Source organism: Novosphingobium sediminicola (assembly GCF_014196525.1).
GTDB lineage: Bacteria > Pseudomonadota > Alphaproteobacteria > Sphingomonadales > Sphingomonadaceae > Novosphingobium > Novosphingobium sediminicola.
Map to the genome: position 1 here is coordinate 235,537 of NZ_JACIDX010000005.1, position 18,279 is coordinate 253,815.

Genomic DNA, 18,279 nt, shown 5'->3' on the forward strand with positions numbered 1-18,279 from the left:
CTTCCTTATGCCTTCATGCTTGCCGCGCCCGGCGACCGATCAACAGCGTCATCCGCCATATTGGCGCCAATTTCGCCCGGCGCCATATTGGCGCCAATTTCATCGTCATCCTCATCGGCCAACCGGCTCTGATCCTGCTCCATCAGGGGCAGGATGATGGTGATGCGCGTTCCCTGCCCATCGCACAGCGGCGATTCAAGTTTAATCCTGCCGCCCGACGCCTGAACAAAGCCGCGCACGATGGCCAGCCCCAGCCCCGATCCTTGCGGCACACGGGCATCGCGCGCAAGCCGATAGAAGCGGTCGAACACCCTTTCCTGCTCGGCAGGGGGAATGCCATGGCCTTCGTCGCTGATGGCGATATGACACCACGAGCCATCAGACATGCAGGCAATGGTGATCGGGCTGCCCGCCGGGCTATAACGGATCGCGTTTTGCAACACATTGGTCACGGCCAGATCAAACAGCGTAGCGTCGGTGCGCACCAGCAATTCCTGCGCGGGCATGTGAAGCGTCATCGGATGGGTCTGGCGATGCATCTGCACCCGGCCCATGATCGCGCGCAAACTCTCGCCCACCGGCAGCAGCGACCAGCTCAAACCCTCCTCTCCCGCCTCCAGCCGCGTCATCTGGAGCAGGTTGGTGGTCAGATCGTTGAGTCTTGCCGCCTCCTTGACGATGCCGTCGAGCAATTCGCGCGACGTTTCGCGGTCGAATTGCGGGCCAAAGTGCAGCAGGCTGGCGGCCGAGGCGCTGATCGCGGTCAAGGGGCTGCGCAGATCGTGGCTGACCGAGGAGAGCAGCGCCGATTTCAGCTCCTCGGTCCGGGCATGGGCATGGGCCTCGGACAGGCGCAGCGACAGGTCAATCCGTTCGAGCGCCAGCGCCGCCATCCGCCCCTGCGCCAGCATCAGGCCGATGCCCCGCGCCCGCGCCGTGGTCCGATCCACCACCATTGCCCCAACGCAATGCTCGCCCGCCAGCAGGCGGCAACCGATCAGATGTTCATCCTCCAGCCATTCTGGCTCCCACAGCATCGCAGCCTGGGCCAGCGCGATCCATTCGGGCCCATCTGCGCTCTGGCCCACCGGGACAGCGCGCCCTTCGGTCATCCGATAAAGGCCAATGCCACCGCCCGGCCCGGCCAGCAGGCTTTCGCACAGGATGCTGTGGACCGCCTCGTCACTGCTCGCGCTCTGCAACTGGCGCGAGAGGGACAGCAGGCTGGCCAGTTGCTGATTGGAGCGGTTGGCGCGGGTCGCCTCATCGCGCAGGCGGCCCGAAAGCAGGCCCGAAATCACCGCGCAAAGCGCAAAGACCACCGGCGGGGCAAGGTCAGTGGTGCGGCTGATCGCCAGTTCAAACACCGGCTCGGATACAAAGAAGTCGAACAGCAGCGAGGACAGCAGCGCGCAAAGCAGCGAAGGCATCAGCCCATAGAGCGCGCCCACCATCGACACGCCCACCACAAAGACCAGCGAGGCATAGCCCTCGCCCAGCCATGGATTGAGCAGAATGCCGATGAGAGAAAAGCCGCCCACCAGCCCAAGCGAGGCCAGATAAGGCCAGTAGGGATGCGCGCGCATCGCATCGCGATCCGCCATGGCGGGCCGGTCCGGCTCTGTCACGGCCTTCAGGTCAAGAGAAAGGGGGCTTTTCACGCCCCCTTTCCTTTGCAGATCTATGACCTGCGGGCAATGGTGTAGCCGTTCAGACGGCCAGCGACATCGGGCTCATCGCATTGTTGCGATTGCCCGCCAGTTCGCGATTGGCCCACAGAGCGATCAGCGTGGCCGCCGCGCCCGAGAGCAGATAAGCCCCCGACGAGATCAGCCCATAGGTCGTGGCCAGCTTCAGCGCGATCAGCGGCGCAAAGGCAGCGCCCACCAGCCATGCAATATCGCTGGTCAGGGCCGAGCCGGTATAGCGATGCTGAGTCGAGAAGCTGGAAGCCACAGCGCCCGAGGACTGACCAAAGGAGATGCCCAGAATGGCAAAGCCGATGGTCATGAAGGCGACTTCGCCCCCGGTGCCCTGGCCCAGCAATTGCGGGGCAAAGCCGGAGAAAGCCGCAATCGCCGCCGCCGAAGCGCCCAGCACCGCGCGGCGCCCGAAGCGATCCGCCATATAGCCCGAGACGATGATCGCCAGCACGCCGATCATGGCCGCGCCCGTTTCGATAATCAGGAACGAGGCCGGGCGTTCGGGCGTGTTGAGCATCACCCACGAGAGCGGGAACACCGTGACCATGTGGAACAGCGCAAAGCTGGCCAGCGGGGCCAGAGCGCCGATCAGGATGGTGCGGCCTTCCTGACGGATGGTGACGATGGCCTTTTCCGGCTGCAGGTCGCGGCTTTCGAACAGGCGCACGAATTCGGGCGATTCCACCAGACGCAGGCGGGCAAAGAGCGCCACCACGTTAATGGCAAAGGCCACGAAGAACGGGAAACGCCAGCCCCAGCTCAGGAAATCCTCGGTGGGCAGCGACGAAACGAAGAAGGCGAACATGGACGAGGCCACGATCAGACCCAGCGGCGCGCCCAATTGCGGCACCATCGCAAACCAGCCGCGGCGATCACGCGGCGCGTTGAGCGCCAGCAGCGAGGCCAGACCGTCCCAGCTGCCGCCCAGCGCGAAACCCTGACCCAGCCGGAACAGGGCGAGCAGCGCGATGGCCGTCTTGCCCAGCGTGGCATAGCCCGGCAGGAAGGAAATCGCCGCCGTCGATCCGCCCAGCAAAAACAGCGCAATAGCCAGCTTGGCCGTACGGCCGTAGAGCCGGTCGATGGTCATGAACACGAACGTGCCCAAGGGCCGCGCGACAAAGGCCAGCGGAAAGATCGCGAAGGAATAGAGCGTGCCGGTATAGGCATCGGTGAAAGGGAAAAAGAAACTCGGAAACACCAGCACCGAGGCGATGGCATAGACGAAAAAGTCAAAAAATTCCGAAGTTCGGCCGATGATTACGCCAATGGCGATCTCACCGGGAGAAACGTGATCGGAATGGCCAGCATGGCCCGAAACGACCCCTGCGGCCACCCCGTTGGAAACGGAGGTGGTCATATTCAGCATCCCCAAAATCGGGCCGGTGTTTTCCCTTGGGAACAACCCGGCTTTTCTCTTTAATTATGGTCCGTCCACAAGGTTCCAAATCGGCGGAAAACCGCAGATTTCAGGGCCTTTTGGCGGGACTGAATCGAGACTGCATCAAAAGATCCATGATGGCAATCAAATTGATGGGACAATATGTCCTATCGCGGTTGCAGCATGAGCCTCCTACGCGCGGGCGCCATGAGCACGCAACCCACCCTCCTTCGTCACGCGAGCCGGCTCGGCAGCCTTGCCCTGCTCGCCTCGCTCTCCGCTTGTAGCCCGGTGGTGCTGAACCCCGCAGGCGACATTGCCAAACAGGAAGCCAGCCTGGTGGTCACCGCCACGCTGCTGATGCTGATCATCATCGTTCCGGTGATGGCGCTGACCGTTTATTTCGCATGGAAATATCGCGAAAAGGCCGGTGCGCGCTATGAGCCCGAATGGCACCATTCGACCCAGCTCGAACTGGTGATCTGGGCCGCGCCGCTGATGATCATCATCGCGCTCGGTTCGCTGACCTGGGTGACCACCCACACGCTCGATCCGTTCCGCCCGGTCTCGCGCATTGCCGAGGGCAAGCCCCTTGCTGCGGATGCGAAGCCGCTGGAGGTTCAGGTCGTTGCGCTCGACTGGAAGTGGCTCTTTATTTATCCCGAGCAGAAAATCGCCACGGTCAACGAACTGGCTCTGCCGGTGGACCGCCCGGTGCATTTCAGCATCTCGGCCTCTTCGGTGATGAACTCCTTCTACGTCCCGGCGCTGGCTGGCCAGATCTATGCCATGCCCGCGATGACCAGCGAATTGAACGCGGTTTTGAACAAGACCGGCACGTTCGACGGCTTCTCGGCCAATTATTCGGGCTCGGGTTTCTCGCATATGCGTTTCAAGACGCATGGCATGACCGACGCCGATTTTGACCAGTGGGTCGCCAATATCGCCAAGGGCGGCGATAAGGACAGCGCAGGCGCGCTGGACACCGTGGCCTATCTTCAGCTGGAACAGCCCAGCGAGAAGGAACCGGTTCGTCACTTCACCGCGGTGGATGACGGCCTGTTCGACAAGATCGTCAACCTGTGCGTCCGTCCGGGCAAGATGTGCCTGAAGGACATGATGGCTCTGGACGCTCGCGGCGGCACCGGCAAGGCCGGCATCTTTAATGTTGCCGCGCTGACCTATGACAAGAATGGCCGCGAAACGACCATCCCCGTCATCCCCGGTCGCGGCGGTCAGCAGGCCGATGCCCGCACCAAGGCTTTCGTGCGCGCGATCTGCGTTCCCGATGGCGTGAAGACCCCTGTTCCTGCCGACGCTGCCAAGCTTTCGCTGGCCTCGCCCGCGCGCCCCCCTCTTAGCTGATAGCGAGATCCCATGATCCCGACCCATTCCCATTGGACACCGCTGCTGGGCCGCCTTGGCCCGGACGCGATCCCGACCGAGCCGATCGTGCTCGCCACCTTTGCGGCCGTAACGCTCGGCGGCATCGCGCTGGTGGGTGCGCTCACCTATTTCCGCCTGTGGTCCTATCTCTGGAAAGAGTGGTTCACCAGCGTCGATCACAAGAAGATCGGCATCATGTATATGGTGCTGGGCCTTATCATGTTCCTGCGCGGCTTTGCCGATGCGATCATGATCCGCAGCCAGCAGGCGCTCGGCTTCGGCGGCTCTGACGGCTATTTGAACAGCCACCACTTCGATCAGGTGTTCACCGCCCACGGCGTCATCATGATCTTCTTTGTGGCGATGCCTTTCGTCACGGGCCTGATGAACTATGTCGTGCCCTTGCAGATCGGCGCGCGCGACGTGTCCTTCCCCTTCCTGAACAACTTCTCGTTCTGGATGACGGCAGGCGGCGCGGTGCTGGTCATGCTCTCGCTGTTTGTGGGCGAGTTTGCGCGCACCGGCTGGCTGGCCTATCCCCCGCTCTCGGAACTGGCCTACAGTCCTGATGTCGGCGTCGACTATTACGTCTGGTCGCTACAGGTGGCCGGTGTCGGCACCACGCTTTCGGGCGTCAACCTGATCGCCACGATCATCAAGCTGCGCGCGCCCGGCATGACCATGATGCGCATGCCCGTGTTCACCTGGACCGCTCTGGTCACCAACATCCTGATCGTTGCCGTGTTCCCCGTGCTGACCGTCGTTCTGGCCCTGCTGGGTCTGGACCGCGTCTTCCACACCAACTTCTTCACCAATGACTTCGGCGGCTCGCCGATGCTCTATGTCAACCTGATCTGGATCTGGGGCCACCCCGAGGTCTACATTCTGGTGCTGCCGGTCTTCGGCGTGTACTCGGAAATCGTCTCGACCTTCTGCTCCAAGCGCCTGTTCGGCTATACCTCGATGGTTTACGCCACCTGCGTCATCGGCATCCTGTCCTACTCGGTCTGGCTGCACCACTTCTTCACCATGGGTTCGGGCGCGTCCGTGAACTCGTTCTTCGGCATCACCACCATGGTGATCTCGATCCCCACCGGGGCCAAGCTCTTCAACTGGCTCTTCACCATGTTCCGTGGCCGCATCCGGTTTGAACTGCCGATGATGTGGACCGTCGCCTTCATGCTCACCTTCACCATCGGCGGTATGACCGGCGTGATGATGGCGGTGCCTGCTGCCGACTTTGTACTGCACAACTCGGTGTTCCTGATCGCCCACTTCCATAACGTCATCATCGGCGGCGTGGTCTGGGGCGTGTTTGCCGCGATCAACTACTGGTGGCCCAAGGCTTTCGGCTTCAAGCTGAACGAGTTCTGGGGCAAGGTGTCGTTCTGGTGCTGGGTGCCCGGTTTCTGGATCGCGTTTACCCCGCTCTATATGCTCGGCTTCATGGGCGTGACGCGTCGTATGCGCGTGTTCGATGCCAGCTTTGACGCCATGCGCATCTATTACTGGGTGGCGCTGTTCGGCGCGCTGCTGATCGCGGCCGGTATCGGCGCGATGCTGATCCAGTTCGCCGTGTCGATCTGGAAGCGCGAAGAATACAAGGACGAAAGCGGCGACATCTGGGGCGGCCGTACTCTGGAATGGGCGACCTCTTCGCCTCCGCCGGAATATAACTTCGCCTTCACGCCCAAGATCCATGACATTGACGCATGGGCCGACATGAAGGCCAAGGGCGTTGCCCGTCCGGTCGATGGTTTCCAGGACATCTATATGCCTCAGGGCACCTGGGCCGGTATCGTGCTGGCGGGTCTGTCGACGGTCTGCGGTTTCGCGCTGATCTGGCAGGTCTGGTGGCTGGCTGTGGTCATGCTGGTCGGCATTGTCGGCACCGCGATCTTCCACACCTTCAACTATAACCGCACCTTCTATATCAAGGCCGACCATGTCGCCGAGGTTGAAGCTGCGCGCACGGCCCAGCTGGCCGCGCTGGAAAAGGGAGCCGCGTAATGGCGAGCACCAACCTTACCGAGCAGTATTACGATCTGCACGAACACGCCCACCCGGACGGCTACAGCACCACGCTGGGCTTCTGGATCTATCTGATGAGCGACTGCCTCATCTTCGGCATGCTGTTTGCCACCTTCGCGGTGCTGGGCGGTAATTATGCCGGGGGTCCGGCTCCCAAGGATCTGTTTGAACTGCCGCTGGTGGCAGTCAACACCTCGCTGCTGCTCTTCTCGTCGATCACCTATGGCTTTGCCATGATCGCGATGCAGAACGGCAGCAAGAAGGGCCTGATCGGCTGGCTGATCCTGACTCTGTGCTTTGGCCTTGGCTTCCTTTCGATCGAACTGTTCGAATTCCACAATCTGATCGAGGAAGGCGCCGGGCCTCAGCGCAGCGCTTTCCTGTCGGCCTTCTTCACGCTGGTCGGCACCCACGGTCTGCACGTGACCTTCGGTTCGATCTGGCTGGTCACTCTGTTGTTCCAGGTGGGCAAGCATGGCCTGACCGAGGCCAACAAGCGCCGCCTGTCCTGCCTCTCGCTGTTCTGGCACTTCCTTGACGTGGTCTGGATCGGCGTGTTCACCTTTGTCTATCTGATGGGAGTGCTGCGCTAATGGCTGACCATTCGCATGGCCACGGCCACGAACCGGCGTTTCACGCCACCACCAAGGATTACGTGATCGGCTTCGTCCTTTCCGTCATCCTGACCGCCATCCCGTTCTGGCTGGTGATGAGCGGCGCGATCGCCGACAAGTCGACGACCGCCATCGTCATCACCGCCTTTGCTGCGGTTCAGGTTGTGGTCCACATGGTCTACTTCCTGCACATGAACGGCAAGATCGAGGGCGGCTGGAACCTGATGGCCGCTTTGTTCACCATCCTTCTGGTGGCGATCATCCTGTCTGGCACGCTGTGGGTGATGTTCCACCTCAATGCCAACATGATGCCGGTCAAGATGGACGGCATGGGCTGATGAAGCCCAGCCCATTGGGCCAGCAAAAGGGGCGGCGCCGGATTCTTCCGGTGGCCGCCCTGCTGCTTTGTGCGGCGCTGTTTTCGGCGCTGGGCGTATGGCAGGTGAACCGGCTGGCATGGAAACGCGCGTTGATCGCGCATGTGAACGAGGTTTCGACGGCCAATCCGGTCGAGGCGCGGCTGTTGCCGATGGCGCCAAGCCCGCGCGATCTGGCCGGTCTGGAATATCGCCACGTCTGGGCGCTCGGCCGGTTTGAACCGCAGGGCACCACGCTCGTCTCGGCCTTGACCGAACGCGGCGCGGGCTATTGGGTGATGGCGCCGCTGCGCATGGCCGATGGGCGCGCGGTGTGGATCAATCGCGGCTATGTGCCTTTGGGCAGCACCGCTCTGGCCGAGGCTGCCCAGACGCCCACGGGCGAAGTGGCGATCACCGGGTTGTTGAGGAAAACTGAGCCGAAGGGCCGCTTTTTGCAGGCCAATGTGCCCGCGCAGGACCGCTGGTATGCGCGCGACATTGCCGCCATTTCCGCCACGCGCGGGGTGAAGGGGCAAGCCGCTTGGTTCATCGACGCCCAAGGCCCTGAAATCCCCGGCCATCCCATCCCCGGCCTGACCGTGGTGCAATTCCCCAACAGCCATCTGCAATATGCGCTGACATGGTTCGCCATGGCCCTGCTCAGCCTGTTCGCCATCCGGCTGGTCTGGCGGCGCGCGGCCTGATAAAGCGCGGCCATGGCAACCCAACCCGCACCCGCCCATTCCTCTCCTGGGGCCGATTACGACATTGCCCCCGCATCCTATGGCAACATGGGGCTGCTGGTTCAGCTGCGCTGGATCGCGGTGCTGGGGCAATTGGTCACGATCTGGGTGGCGTGGCGCGTGCTGGGCGTAGGCCTGCCGATGGCCGAGCTGGTGGCTGTGCCGGCGCTCTTGGCGCTGATGAACATCGGCACATGGGCCTATGGGCGCCAGCGCGCGGGCTATTCCTATCTGGAACTGCTTGGCGCGCTGATGCTCGATGTCGAGGCGCTGAGCTGGCAGCTCTATTTCACCGGCGGCGCGACCAACCCCTTCATCTTCCTGTTTCTGGTCCAGATCATGCTGGGCGCGATCCTGCTGCCCGCGCGGTGGAGCTGGATCGTCGCGCTGGTCGCGTGCTGCGATGTGGCGTTTCTCACGTTCGATTTTCGGCCGCTCGATCTGCCGCCCGCCTATGTGGGCGAACATTTCCGGCTGTACCTGCTGGGCAGCCTCGCCTGCTTTGTGCTGATCGCGGCGCTCTTGGTTTATTTCGTCGTGCGCATGGACCGCAATCAACGCGCCAGCAGCGCCGCGTTGGCGGCATTGCGCCAACAGGCGGCGGAGGAAAACCACATAATCCGGTTGGGCCTGCTGGCCAGCGGCGCGGCGCATGAATTGGGCACGCCGATGGCCTCGATGTCGGTGATCCTTGGCGACTGGGCGCGGGAAAAGACCATTGCGGGCGACCCTGACCTTGCCGCAGATGTGGCCGATATGCAGGCGGAACTCAAACGCTGCAAAACCATCCTGTCGGGCATTTTGATGGCGGCGGGCGAGGTGCGCGGCGAGAACCCCAGCGTCACCACCGCGCGCGGCTTCCTCTGCCAGATCGTCGAGGATTGGCGCGCGCGCAGCCCCGGCCCCATCACGCTGGACGACCGGCTGGGCGAGGATGTGCCGATCATTGCCGACCCTGCGCTGCGGCAGGTGATCGGCAATGTGGTGGATAATGCGCTGGAAGTCTCGCCCGAAGGCATTGCGATAGCCACGGCACGAGAGGGCGACATCTGGCAAATCGCCGTGCGCGATTTCGGCCCCGGTTTCGCGCCCGACATGATCGATCAGGTGGGGCGCCCCTATCGCTCGACAAAAGGGCGCGACGGCGGCGGGCTGGGCCTGTTCCTCGTGGTCAACGTCCTGCGTCAGCTTGGCGGGCGGATCGAGGTCAGCAACACCGAAGAGGGCGGCGCACTGGTCGTCCTTTCGATCCCATTGTCGGCGCTGGCCTTTACGGGCAAAGGAGCATCATGAACAACCCCCTGCCCCATCTCGTAATCGTCGAGGATGATCCCGCCTTTGGCCGCACCCTGCGCCGATCCTTCGAGCGGCGCGGCTATGAAGTCCTGCTGGCCACCAGCCCCGACGAACTGGGGCTGCTGATGACCAGCACGCGGTTTCAATATGCGGTGGTGGACCTCAAACTGGGCACGGCCTCAGGCCTGACATGCGTGCAGATGCTGCACGAAAAAGACCCCGAAACCATCATCGTCGTCCTCACCGGATTTGCCAGCATCGCTACCGCCGTCGAGGCCATCAAGCTGGGAGCATCGCATTACCTCGCCAAACCGGCCAATACCGACGATATCGAAGAAGCCTTCTCCAAGCGCGAAGGCAATGCCGCCGTCCCCGTCGAAGGGCGCAAGACCAGCATCAAAACGGTCGAGTGGGAATATATCCACACCACGTTGGCCGAATGCAATTTCAACATCTCCGAAGCCGCGCGCAGGCTGGGGATGCATCGGCGGACTTTGGCCAGAAAGCTGGAGAAGCAGCAGGTTAAGTGAGGGGTTTTAGGTTTAGAATATGCCTCCGGCGGGCGAAGGGACTCGGTCCCTTTGCAATCCCGTTAATGGGTTAGCGCGAGGTTGATCAGATTGTGTGGTGATTGTTGAAAGCCTGCGGCGCGGGTTGCGCTGATAGGCGCCGCAGGCTTTCAACAATCAGACGTTGCGGCATTCAACCAAGGCCGATGCAAAGCGCAACAAAGACATTCTGGGGATTGCAAAGGGCCCCCGCCCTTTGCCCGCCGGAGGCATAAATCTCTTAAGCCAATTCCTCCAGCACCACCTTCAACGCCGCCGCATTGATCGCCGCCGCCTTAGCCACATCCCCGGCCTCGCTGTAGCAACGCAGCTCCGGCGCATTGCCCGACCGGCGCAGGTGCAGAACCGAACCATCGGCGCAGGACATGCGAATGCCATCGGTCAGATCGACGCCCGTGATCGGCCCGGCAATGCCGCCGAAATAGCCGGTCAACCGCGCGATCTGATCCTGCGCGTCGCCTTCGAGCAGGGCGGCGAAGATAGCCTCGCTGCGCTCTGTGGCAAAGTTCTGGATACGGTCGGAATAGGTCACGCGGGGCGGCAATTCGCCCAACAGGTCGGCCACCCGCCGCCCCCGCGCCGCCGCGATCACCGCCACCACCGGCAGCACCGCATCGCGCGTGGGCAGCGCGGAAATGCTGCGCCCGCCAAGGTCAAAGGTACTGGCCAGCAGGAAGCCGCCATTGGCCTCATAACCGCAAACCTTGTCCTGCCCGGCGGCCAGCGCAGCATTCATCGCGTCGATCACAAAGGGCGAGCCGATCCGCGTGCGCGCGCAATGGGCAAACGCGCCCGAAAGTTCCAGCACCGTGTTGCTCGACACCGGCGTCACCACCGTGCCCGCGCCCAGCGCCCGCGCGCAAAGCACGCCCAGCACATCGCCGCGCAGCCATTCGCCGGTGTGATCGGCCAGCAGAGGCCGGTCACTGTCGCCATCGGTCGAGATGATCGCGTCAAAGCCATATTCCGCCGCCCATTCGCGCGCCAGCACCACGTCCTCGGGGCGGATCGCCTCGGTATCGACGGGGATGAATTTGGTGGCGCGGCCAATCGGCACGCCCTCGGCCCCCAGCGCATTGACGATGGAGAGCACGACATCGCGCCCCACCGCCGAATGCTGATAGACGCCGATCTTGCGCCCGGCCAGAGCATCGGCACCAAACGCCGCGACATAGCGCGCGACATAGGCCTTCTCCACATCCGTCACCGGCGGCAAAGGCGCGGGCGACACCAGCATGCCCTCATCGTCAAACGCGCCATCGGCCAGCGTCACGATCTGACGCTTCATGCCCGCCTCGTCCGACTTGAGCACCTCGCCGGCGGGGCGATAGAATTTGATGCCGTTGCGGTCGTCGGGAATATGGCTGCCCGTCACCATCAGGCAGGGGATCGCCTGCCCAAAGGCATAAAGCGCCAGCGCGGGCGTGGGCACATAGCCGCAGAACACCGGCTCTCCGCCCATATCCCGGATCGCCTGCGCACAGGCGGCCAGAATGCGCGGAGAACTGGGCCGAAGATCGCCCGCCAAGGCGACCCTGCCACCATCATATTCGCCAATTTCGCGAAGATAGGACAAGAAGCCCTGCGTATAGCCATAACACACGCGGTCGGTCATCGCGACGACTTCACCCCGCGCGCCGCTGGTGCCGAATTGGACACCCGATTGCTGCATCAGCATATCAACGGTGAGCGGGACAAGCGCGGCAGTACTTTCCATGGCGGCCTTCCTGAGCAGGATCATCATATTCAAGGCAAAGGTGCCTAGGTTAAATCCACTATACAACATCCTGCATTGCAGCAAAGTTCCAAAATGGATTTCATAAACGAACCAGATTATCAACGAAATGCGAACCAGAAGCGATGGTTCCCCGCCTTTGCAAAGAGCCTATTTTCCTCGCGCTTCGAATCCCAGCGCCGGATCATCGGTAAAGAACCCGTCCAGCCCCAGCGCCAGATAGCGCCGCATTTCGGCCACACTGCCCGCGGCATTACGGGCGTTCTCACCCTCGCCATTACGGAAATCGGCGGCGAGGAAACGGTTTTCCGGACGGAAGGTCCATGTGCCCACCAACAGCCCCGCGCGCCGCGCCGCCTCGACCAGCCCGGTCGGCTTGCCCAGACGGCCATCGGCCTCCAGCGGGATCAGCATCCGCGTGGCGGGCGCCAGCCAGTCGGCATAGGTGGCGATTTCGGCCAGCCCCTGCGGCGTCAACAGATCGGCCCAGCGCCTTTTGTCACCCGCCGCCTCAAAATCGGCCGGACTCTGGCGCGGATCGCCCACCAGTTGCATCAGTTGAATATTGCTCCACCCGGCCAGATCGCGGCGCAAAGCCTTCAAATTCGCCACCTCGAAACTCTGAATCACCACCGGCGCCTTTTTCAAATAAGCGCTGGCGTTCAGTCGTTCGATCAATCGCGGTTCGATCGGCAATCCGATCCGCGCGAAATAGGTCGAATGCTTGACCTCCGGGATCAACCCGATCATCCGGCCCCGCGCCGCCGATTCCGCCGCAACGAAATCAGCGATTTCCTCAAGGCTGACGATCTGAAACTGGCCATCATAGCTCTGGCTTTCGGGCCGCACCGTGCCAAGGCGCTCCTTGGCACGCAACGTCTTTAATTCGGCCAGCGTGAAATCCTCGGTGAACCAGCCGGTCAGCTTTTCGCCATCGACCACCTTATCCACCCGCCGCGCGGCAAATTCCGGGTGCGCCGCCACATCGGTGGTTTCGGCAATGTTGTTCTCATGGCGCGCGACCAACACGCCATCCTTGGTGCAGCACAGATCGGGCTCGATAAAATCGGCCCCATCGGCAATCGCGCGGGCATAGGCGCCCAGCGTATGTTCGGGCCGCAGCGCAGAAGACCCGCGATGCGCCAGCAGCACGGGCCGCGCCGGACGGGCGCGCGCCGAAACGCTGCCCCCGACAGGCGCGGCCATAGCCATGCTCCGCCCCCCCGCCACGGCTGTTGCCGCGACCAGACCTTGCGACAAAATCTTGCGACGAGAGAGCGGATTACGCATCGATCAGAGACCCACCGCCAGAGTGACAAAGAACTGACGCGGGGCCACCGGGTAGGCGGCGAAGCTGCCAGCATTGTTGAAGCTGGAAACCTGCAACCAGCCCTTCTTGTCGAACAGGTTGGTCACATTCAGGCTCAGCTCGGCCTTTTTCGCATGCACCAGCTGCGCGGGCAACTGATAAGCCACGCGGGCCGATGCCATGAACAGGCTGGGGATCGAGGCGTCATTGGTATAGGTGGCATAGCGGCGGCCGATATAGTCGCCGATCAGCTGAACCTCTGCCCCGGCATAATTCACCGTCAGCATGGTCTTGTTCATCCAGTTGGGCGAGCCGGGGATCTGCTTGCCGCCCGTGGGCACAACGCCCGCAACCGTGGCATAGCCGCCGATCTGGGTGCCGGTGGCCGCGCCCGTCACGGTCGAATAGTCGCTGGAATATTTCGAGCTGTTGTAGCTCAAGGCATTATACAGCTTCACATGCTGGCCAAAGCCCAGCGTGATGGCCGCGTCCACGCCATTGGTGGCCACATTGCCCACGTTGAAGAGTGCGGTGGTCGAGGGGTTGATCGTGTTGATCGTGCCCGAGGTGGAAAGCGCCAGCAGGCGGTTGCTGAAATCGACGTGGTAATAGTTGATCTGCGCGTCGATGCTGCTGAGCAGGCCGGTGAAGTTGCGGTGGCTGCGCAGGCCCACTTCATAGACCCATGCCGTTTCGGGGCGGACGTTCGACTTGATGTAATCAAACGCTGCCTGGCTGCCCGTGCTCCACGGATCGGCCGAGCCGCCAGCACCGTAGGCCTGGAACTGGCGCAGGTTCTTCTGGACGTTGAAATAGACCTTCTCGGACCCGTTCAGATCGTAATTCGCGCCGATCGAGGGCAGGAACCAGTTGGTCGAATTGATCCGGCCGCTGGGGCGCGGATTGTTGATTTCCTGCACCGTGAACAGGCCATTGGCGAATTGCGCGCTGGTCTTGATGCCCGCTTCGACGTTCAACCGGCTGTTGACGCGCCATGCGTCCTGAACGTGCAATTGCAGGTTATCCGTGCGCATTTCCACCGCATATTGCGTGATCAGATAGCCCGATGGACGGATATAGGGGCTGTAGGCGTCAGGCGTATTCACATTCATCGGATACCAGCGGCGATAGGCCGAGGATTCATTGTGGTGGAACCACACGCCCGCCTCGATGCGGTGATCGCCCGCATCAATGTTCAGATTGCTGATGATGCCTTCGCGGTGGATCATATATTCGGTGGTGCGGATGGCATAGCCCGATCCGCCAAACACGGTTTTCAGATCCTGGCCCGGGAAATATTTGGCGAAGAGCGAAGGCAGGCCCGCCACCGTGATCGGCCCAGCCACGACACCGACGCCGTCATTGTGGTGGATATAGAACTGGTTGGACCACTTGACGGCCTTCGACAGGTTCACATCATATTTGATATAGCCCAGATAGTCGGTGCGCTGAGCATCCGAATAGAAGTTGCGATAATTATTCGCCGCCACCGAGGGCACATTGCCGCTTGCGTCCAGATAATTGAGCGCCGCGCTGAAGCTGGGATAGGTGAAGGGGCGGGTATAGGGCTGATAAGCCTGCACCGCGTTGGTGGGGTTGGTATAGATGGTCGTCGCGTCTTCGTTCGGCTCGATCTTGTCCGAATAGGCGAAATAGGCAGTCAGCTTGCCGTGGCTGTCTTCATGGATGAATTTGCCATTGGCCTGATAGCCGCCCTGAACCCCGGCGAAGTCCCACGCGCGGGCGCGCTGGCGGCTGCCCGACAGGAAGAGCTTGTTGCCATTGCCGAATTCGCCCGAATCCACGCGGACAAAGGTGCGCGCCGTGCCATAGGAACCGGCGGTGTGGTTCATTTCCAGCCCGCGTTCGTTGGACGGATCGCGGCTGGTGATTTCCACTGCGCCGCCAAGATTGCTGATCGAGGCAACGCCCAGATCGCCCGCACCCGTGGCGACAACCGTGCGCCCGGTGTTTTCCGAAATCAGCGCACGGCTGGGCGAAAGGCCGTTGTAATTGCCATAGGACTGATCGCCCAGCGGCACGCCGTCCATGGTGTAGCCCAACTGCTGGGCCGAGAAACCGTGGACAAACATCTGCGCGTTCTGCTCGTTGTTGCCCCACGGGTCGGCGGTCACATAGAGCACGCCGGGCAGGCTCTGGATCGCCTTCAGGGGCGAGATGCCGGGCAGGATCTTCTGCATTTCGGCCGCCGGGATGGCCGTAGCCGAACGGGTGGTCTTGGCGTTGACGACGATGGTTTCGCCAATATCAGCGGCGGGCGCTTCGGCATCGGCGGCGGGCGCCGCAGCAGGCACCTCAGCGGCCAGAGCGGGCGTGGTGGCAAGAGCCAGCGAGACGGCGGCCAGCGAGAGGCTGGTGCGCAAAGTGATTCGACCCATGGAATTCTCCATCCTTGTGCAACAAGCCTGCTGCATGTGCGAAGGCCGCTAGGGGAGAGCAATGACCGGAACACGACAGTTCGATGACAAAACTATGAATATCATGGCATTTTCGTGAATTCATGCTCTATCGTGGCGCACCCGCGTCTCCTTACCCCTTCCCCTCTTGTCCAGTTGCCAATCCCACAGGCCGCGCCTAGTCATGCAATCATGTGCAGTGCGACCACACCTTCGGAAAAACCCGGCACCGATGCGTCCCCCGCGCCGCTGAGCGCCGAGCGTATCGTGGGCGAAGCCATCGCGTTGATGCAGGAACAGGGGCTTGATGCCGTCTCACTGCGCCGCCTTGCCGGGCGGCTGGGCGTGCAGGCCATGTCGATCTATTGGCATATACCCAACAAGGAGGAGCTGCTGCGCCGGATGAGCCAGCGCCTCTATGCTCTGGCCATGGCCGATATGCCCCAATGCGCGACATGGCAGGATTGGGCGCGGGCCTACGGCCGAGCGCTCTGGACCATGTATCACAGCGCGCGCGATGCGGCCCGCCTCACCTTCTCGCTGGGCTATGTCGAAGAGGACTTTCGCAATTTCCGCGAATATCTGGCCCAGCGCCTGCAACCGCTCGGGCTGAGCGCGGCCGAGGCGGTGCAGTTGCATTCGGCCATTCAGGCGCTGGTGATCGGCTGGGCCGGTTTCGACAACACCTATGGCGAGGTGATGGGCAAACTGACCCCGATCGAACCGGCGGTGATGGACAGTCTCGAAGCGCTGATCGTGGGCTCGGAATGTTTGCGCCGGGCGTGAATATGCCGGAACGCGCGCCTGCATGGAGCCAGCCCGGCAACGGGCTGCTCTGGGGCAAGGATTTCTATACTACCGGCCCGCGCGACATAGCCATCGACACGCCACGCGCCGATGGCGTCTTTCGCTGGCTGCATATGAGCCTGGCCGATAATGGCGCGCGACAATGGATCGAGCGTGCCGATTTCCTGCCCCAGAATGTGCGCGAGGCGATGCTGGCCCCCGACACGCATCAGAGCAGCTTTGTTGAAGGCGATACGCTCTCCTGCGTGCTTCAGGATCTGCAGCGCGATTTCGAGATCCGCTATACCGACCGCGCTGGCACGGTGCATGTGGCGATCACGCCCGACATGATCATTACGGCGCGAATGCACCCACTGGGCTTTGCCGATGTGCTGCGCGATCGCTTTGCCGAAAAACTGTTTATCGACAGCGCACAGCGCGCGCTCGATGTGCTGGTCTCGGCCATTGTCACCAATCAGGCCGCGCTGGTCACGCAATTGTCGGCCCGCGTGCAAAAAGCCGAGGATGCCGTGCTGGCGGGCAAGGCCCCGCCCTCGGCGCGCGATCTGCTGGAATTGCGGCGGCGGCTTTCGATCATCCACCGGATGATGGACGGTACCAAGCGCGTGCTGATGCGGCTGGAGGAGGACGGTGATCTCGACGCCGCGCTCCACCCCACGGTCGAAAAACTGACCCAGCGCGCGCAGGGGCTGGACGAGGATGTGACCGCCGCGCAAGGGCAGGTGCGAATGCTGCGCGAGGAACTGGAGCTGGCCGCCAATCAGCGGATCAACCGCAACCTCTATATCCTCTCGGTGATGACGGTGCTGCTGATGCCCGCCACGCTGGTGACGGGCTTTTTCGGCATGAACACCGGCGCCCTGCCCTTTGCCCATGGATCGGGCACATGGGTGGCGGGAGGCGTCGCTTTGCTCGCCTCACTCGCCACCTATCTATACCTGCACTGGCGCGGTTTTTTCCGTTAACCCTCTGTTTTAGCGAATACCTTCGCGCCATTGCTGGCCCATTCCATCAGCGCGTCGGTGCGGGCCTTGGCGCCTTCCGGGTCGGCCTCGATCGGCAGGATCGCATCGACGATACGGTCGAAATGGGCGCGGATCTGCTCCTTGGCTTCGGGATAGGGGATGATGTAGAGGTCGCCCTTCTCGATCCCCTTCTTGGTCCATTCGGCCAGTTCGACCGGCTCCATCCCATGGCGATGGATCGAATGGAGCGACTGGATCGTCGCCTCGTCCTCGCGATAGCCCGATGGGCCGAGCCCTGCGGGGCGCAGCTTGCTCGCCTCAGCAATGTTGCTCTTGATATTGGCGGGGCAGATCACCGAAACGCCGATATTGTGCTTGGCCAGCCCCTGCGCATAGCCTTCCATCAGATTGATAACCGCCGCCTTGGCCGCCGAATAAGGCGCGGCCAGCGCGCTGCCCGACAGGCCGCCCAGCGACGAGGTGGTGACGATATGGCCCGGCTTGCCGCTCTCGATCATGCGCGGCACAAACGTCACCATGCCATTGATGACCCCGCCCAGGTTCACCCCGATCAGCCAGTCGAAATCGGCATAGGTGGTCTTTTCCACCGGGCCAAAGCTGTTCACGCCCGCCGTGTTGAACAACAGCGTGGGGGCGGAACCAAAGACCTGCTCGACCTCATCGGCGGCGCGGGCATAGGCCTCGCGGTCGGTGATATCCAGCACGATGCCATGAGCGGTGATGCCCTCGGCGCGCAATTGGCCCAGCGCCGCCTCAATCGCATCGGCGCGCAGATCGGCGATGACGACCTTGGCCCCGGCCCGGCCAAAGACCAGCGCCTGCCCCAGCCCCGCGCCCGAGGCGCCGCCGGTGATAAAGGCCAGTTGCCCGTTGAAATCCTGCATAAAAGCCATCCTCTCTTACAATGCGGGCGATCTGCAACTTGAGTCGCCTTTGTATGCCA

At 62.4% G+C, this 18,279-nt stretch carries 15 protein-coding genes; 9 read left to right on the plus strand and 6 right to left on the minus strand.

The features are described 5' to 3' along the window. Positions 1 to 5: 5 nt before the first annotated feature. Positions 6 to 1,661, minus strand: a complete 1,656-nt coding sequence (locus GGR38_RS08515) for an ATP-binding protein (RefSeq protein WP_183624502.1) — start codon at positions 1,659 to 1,661, stop codon at positions 6 to 8. A gap of 49 nt (positions 1,662 to 1,710) precedes the next feature. Continuing rightward, positions 1,711 to 3,063, minus strand: a complete 1,353-nt coding sequence (locus tag GGR38_RS08520) for an MFS transporter (RefSeq protein ID WP_172342390.1) — start codon at positions 3,061 to 3,063, stop codon at positions 1,711 to 1,713. Positions 3,064 to 3,291: 228 nt separating this feature from the next. On the opposite strand from GGR38_RS08520, the gene cyoA reads away from it, so the two are divergent. Genes cyoA through GGR38_RS08555 form a run of 7 tightly spaced genes read left to right on the plus strand, consistent with a single transcriptional unit; the run spans position 3,292 to position 10,043 of the window. Next, positions 3,292 to 4,449, plus strand: a complete 1,158-nt coding sequence (gene cyoA / locus GGR38_RS08525) for a ubiquinol oxidase subunit II (protein WP_183624504.1) — start codon at positions 3,292 to 3,294, stop codon at positions 4,447 to 4,449. A gap of 12 nt (positions 4,450 to 4,461) precedes the next feature. Next, positions 4,462 to 6,480, plus strand: coding sequence for a cytochrome o ubiquinol oxidase subunit I (gene cyoB, locus GGR38_RS08530; protein ID WP_183624506.1), 2,019 nt, complete (start codon positions 4,462 to 4,464; stop codon positions 6,478 to 6,480). Beyond that, positions 6,480 to 7,094: a cytochrome o ubiquinol oxidase subunit III gene (cyoC, locus tag GGR38_RS08535; RefSeq protein ID WP_183624508.1), complete on the plus strand. Its 615-nt coding sequence runs from the start codon at positions 6,480 to 6,482 to the stop codon at positions 7,092 to 7,094. The genes cyoB and cyoC overlap by 1 nt, the downstream gene beginning before the upstream one ends. Further along, entirely contained in the window at positions 7,094 to 7,453 is a 360-nt protein-coding gene (cyoD, locus tag GGR38_RS08540) for a cytochrome o ubiquinol oxidase subunit IV (protein ID WP_183624510.1), read from the plus strand. The genes cyoC and cyoD overlap by 1 nt, the downstream gene beginning before the upstream one ends. Then, the gene (locus GGR38_RS08545) at positions 7,453 to 8,178 is read left to right on the plus strand and encodes an SURF1 family protein (RefSeq protein ID WP_183624512.1); all 726 of its coding nucleotides are present in this window, start codon (positions 7,453 to 7,455) and stop codon (positions 8,176 to 8,178) included. The genes cyoD and GGR38_RS08545 overlap by 1 nt, the downstream gene beginning before the upstream one ends. 12 nt (positions 8,179 to 8,190) lie before the next feature. Further along, a complete protein-coding gene (locus tag GGR38_RS08550) occupies positions 8,191 to 9,510 on the plus strand; it encodes an ATP-binding protein (RefSeq protein WP_246404355.1) in 1,320 nt (439 codons plus the stop codon). Then, the gene (locus GGR38_RS08555) at positions 9,507 to 10,043 is read left to right on the plus strand and encodes a response regulator transcription factor (RefSeq protein ID WP_183624514.1); all 537 of its coding nucleotides are present in this window, start codon (positions 9,507 to 9,509) and stop codon (positions 10,041 to 10,043) included. The genes GGR38_RS08550 and GGR38_RS08555 overlap by 4 nt, the downstream gene beginning before the upstream one ends. Positions 10,044 to 10,302: 259 nt before the next feature. Here GGR38_RS08555 and GGR38_RS08560 read toward each other — a convergent pair whose 3' ends face one another. From GGR38_RS08560 to GGR38_RS08570, 3 genes are all read right to left on the minus strand, one after another. Then, positions 10,303 to 11,799: a phosphomannomutase gene (locus GGR38_RS08560; protein ID WP_246404357.1), complete on the minus strand. Its 1,497-nt coding sequence runs from the start codon at positions 11,797 to 11,799 to the stop codon at positions 10,303 to 10,305. Positions 11,800 to 11,967: 168 nt separating this feature from the next. After that, a complete protein-coding gene (locus GGR38_RS08565; RefSeq protein ID WP_246404361.1) occupies positions 11,968 to 13,023 on the minus strand; it encodes a glycerophosphodiester phosphodiesterase in 1,056 nt (351 codons plus the stop codon). An 87-nt stretch (positions 13,024 to 13,110) separates the two neighbouring features. After that, entirely contained in the window at positions 13,111 to 15,525 is a 2,415-nt protein-coding gene (locus tag GGR38_RS08570; protein WP_183624518.1) for a TonB-dependent receptor, read from the minus strand. Between the two features lie 210 nt (positions 15,526 to 15,735). Here GGR38_RS08570 and GGR38_RS08575 point away from each other — a divergent pair, with 210 nt between their 5' ends. Together GGR38_RS08575 and GGR38_RS08580 are read left to right on the plus strand one after the other, a co-directional pair. Then, positions 15,736 to 16,329 carry a TetR/AcrR family transcriptional regulator gene (locus GGR38_RS08575; protein ID WP_183624520.1) on the plus strand — a complete coding sequence of 198 codons (594 nt, stop codon included), beginning with the start codon at positions 15,736 to 15,738 and terminating at the stop codon, positions 16,327 to 16,329. A gap of 2 nt (positions 16,330 to 16,331) precedes the next feature. Then, positions 16,332 to 17,315: a CorA family divalent cation transporter gene (locus GGR38_RS08580; protein ID WP_183624522.1), complete on the plus strand. Its 984-nt coding sequence runs from the start codon at positions 16,332 to 16,334 to the stop codon at positions 17,313 to 17,315. Here the strand turns inward: GGR38_RS08580 and GGR38_RS08585 are convergent. Then, complete coding sequence (locus tag GGR38_RS08585) at positions 17,312 to 18,220, minus strand: SDR family NAD(P)-dependent oxidoreductase (protein WP_183624524.1); 909 nt, start codon at positions 18,218 to 18,220, stop codon at positions 17,312 to 17,314. The two genes, GGR38_RS08580 and GGR38_RS08585, sit on opposite strands and share 4 nt — an antisense overlap. Between the last annotated feature and the right edge of the window lie 59 nt (positions 18,221 to 18,279).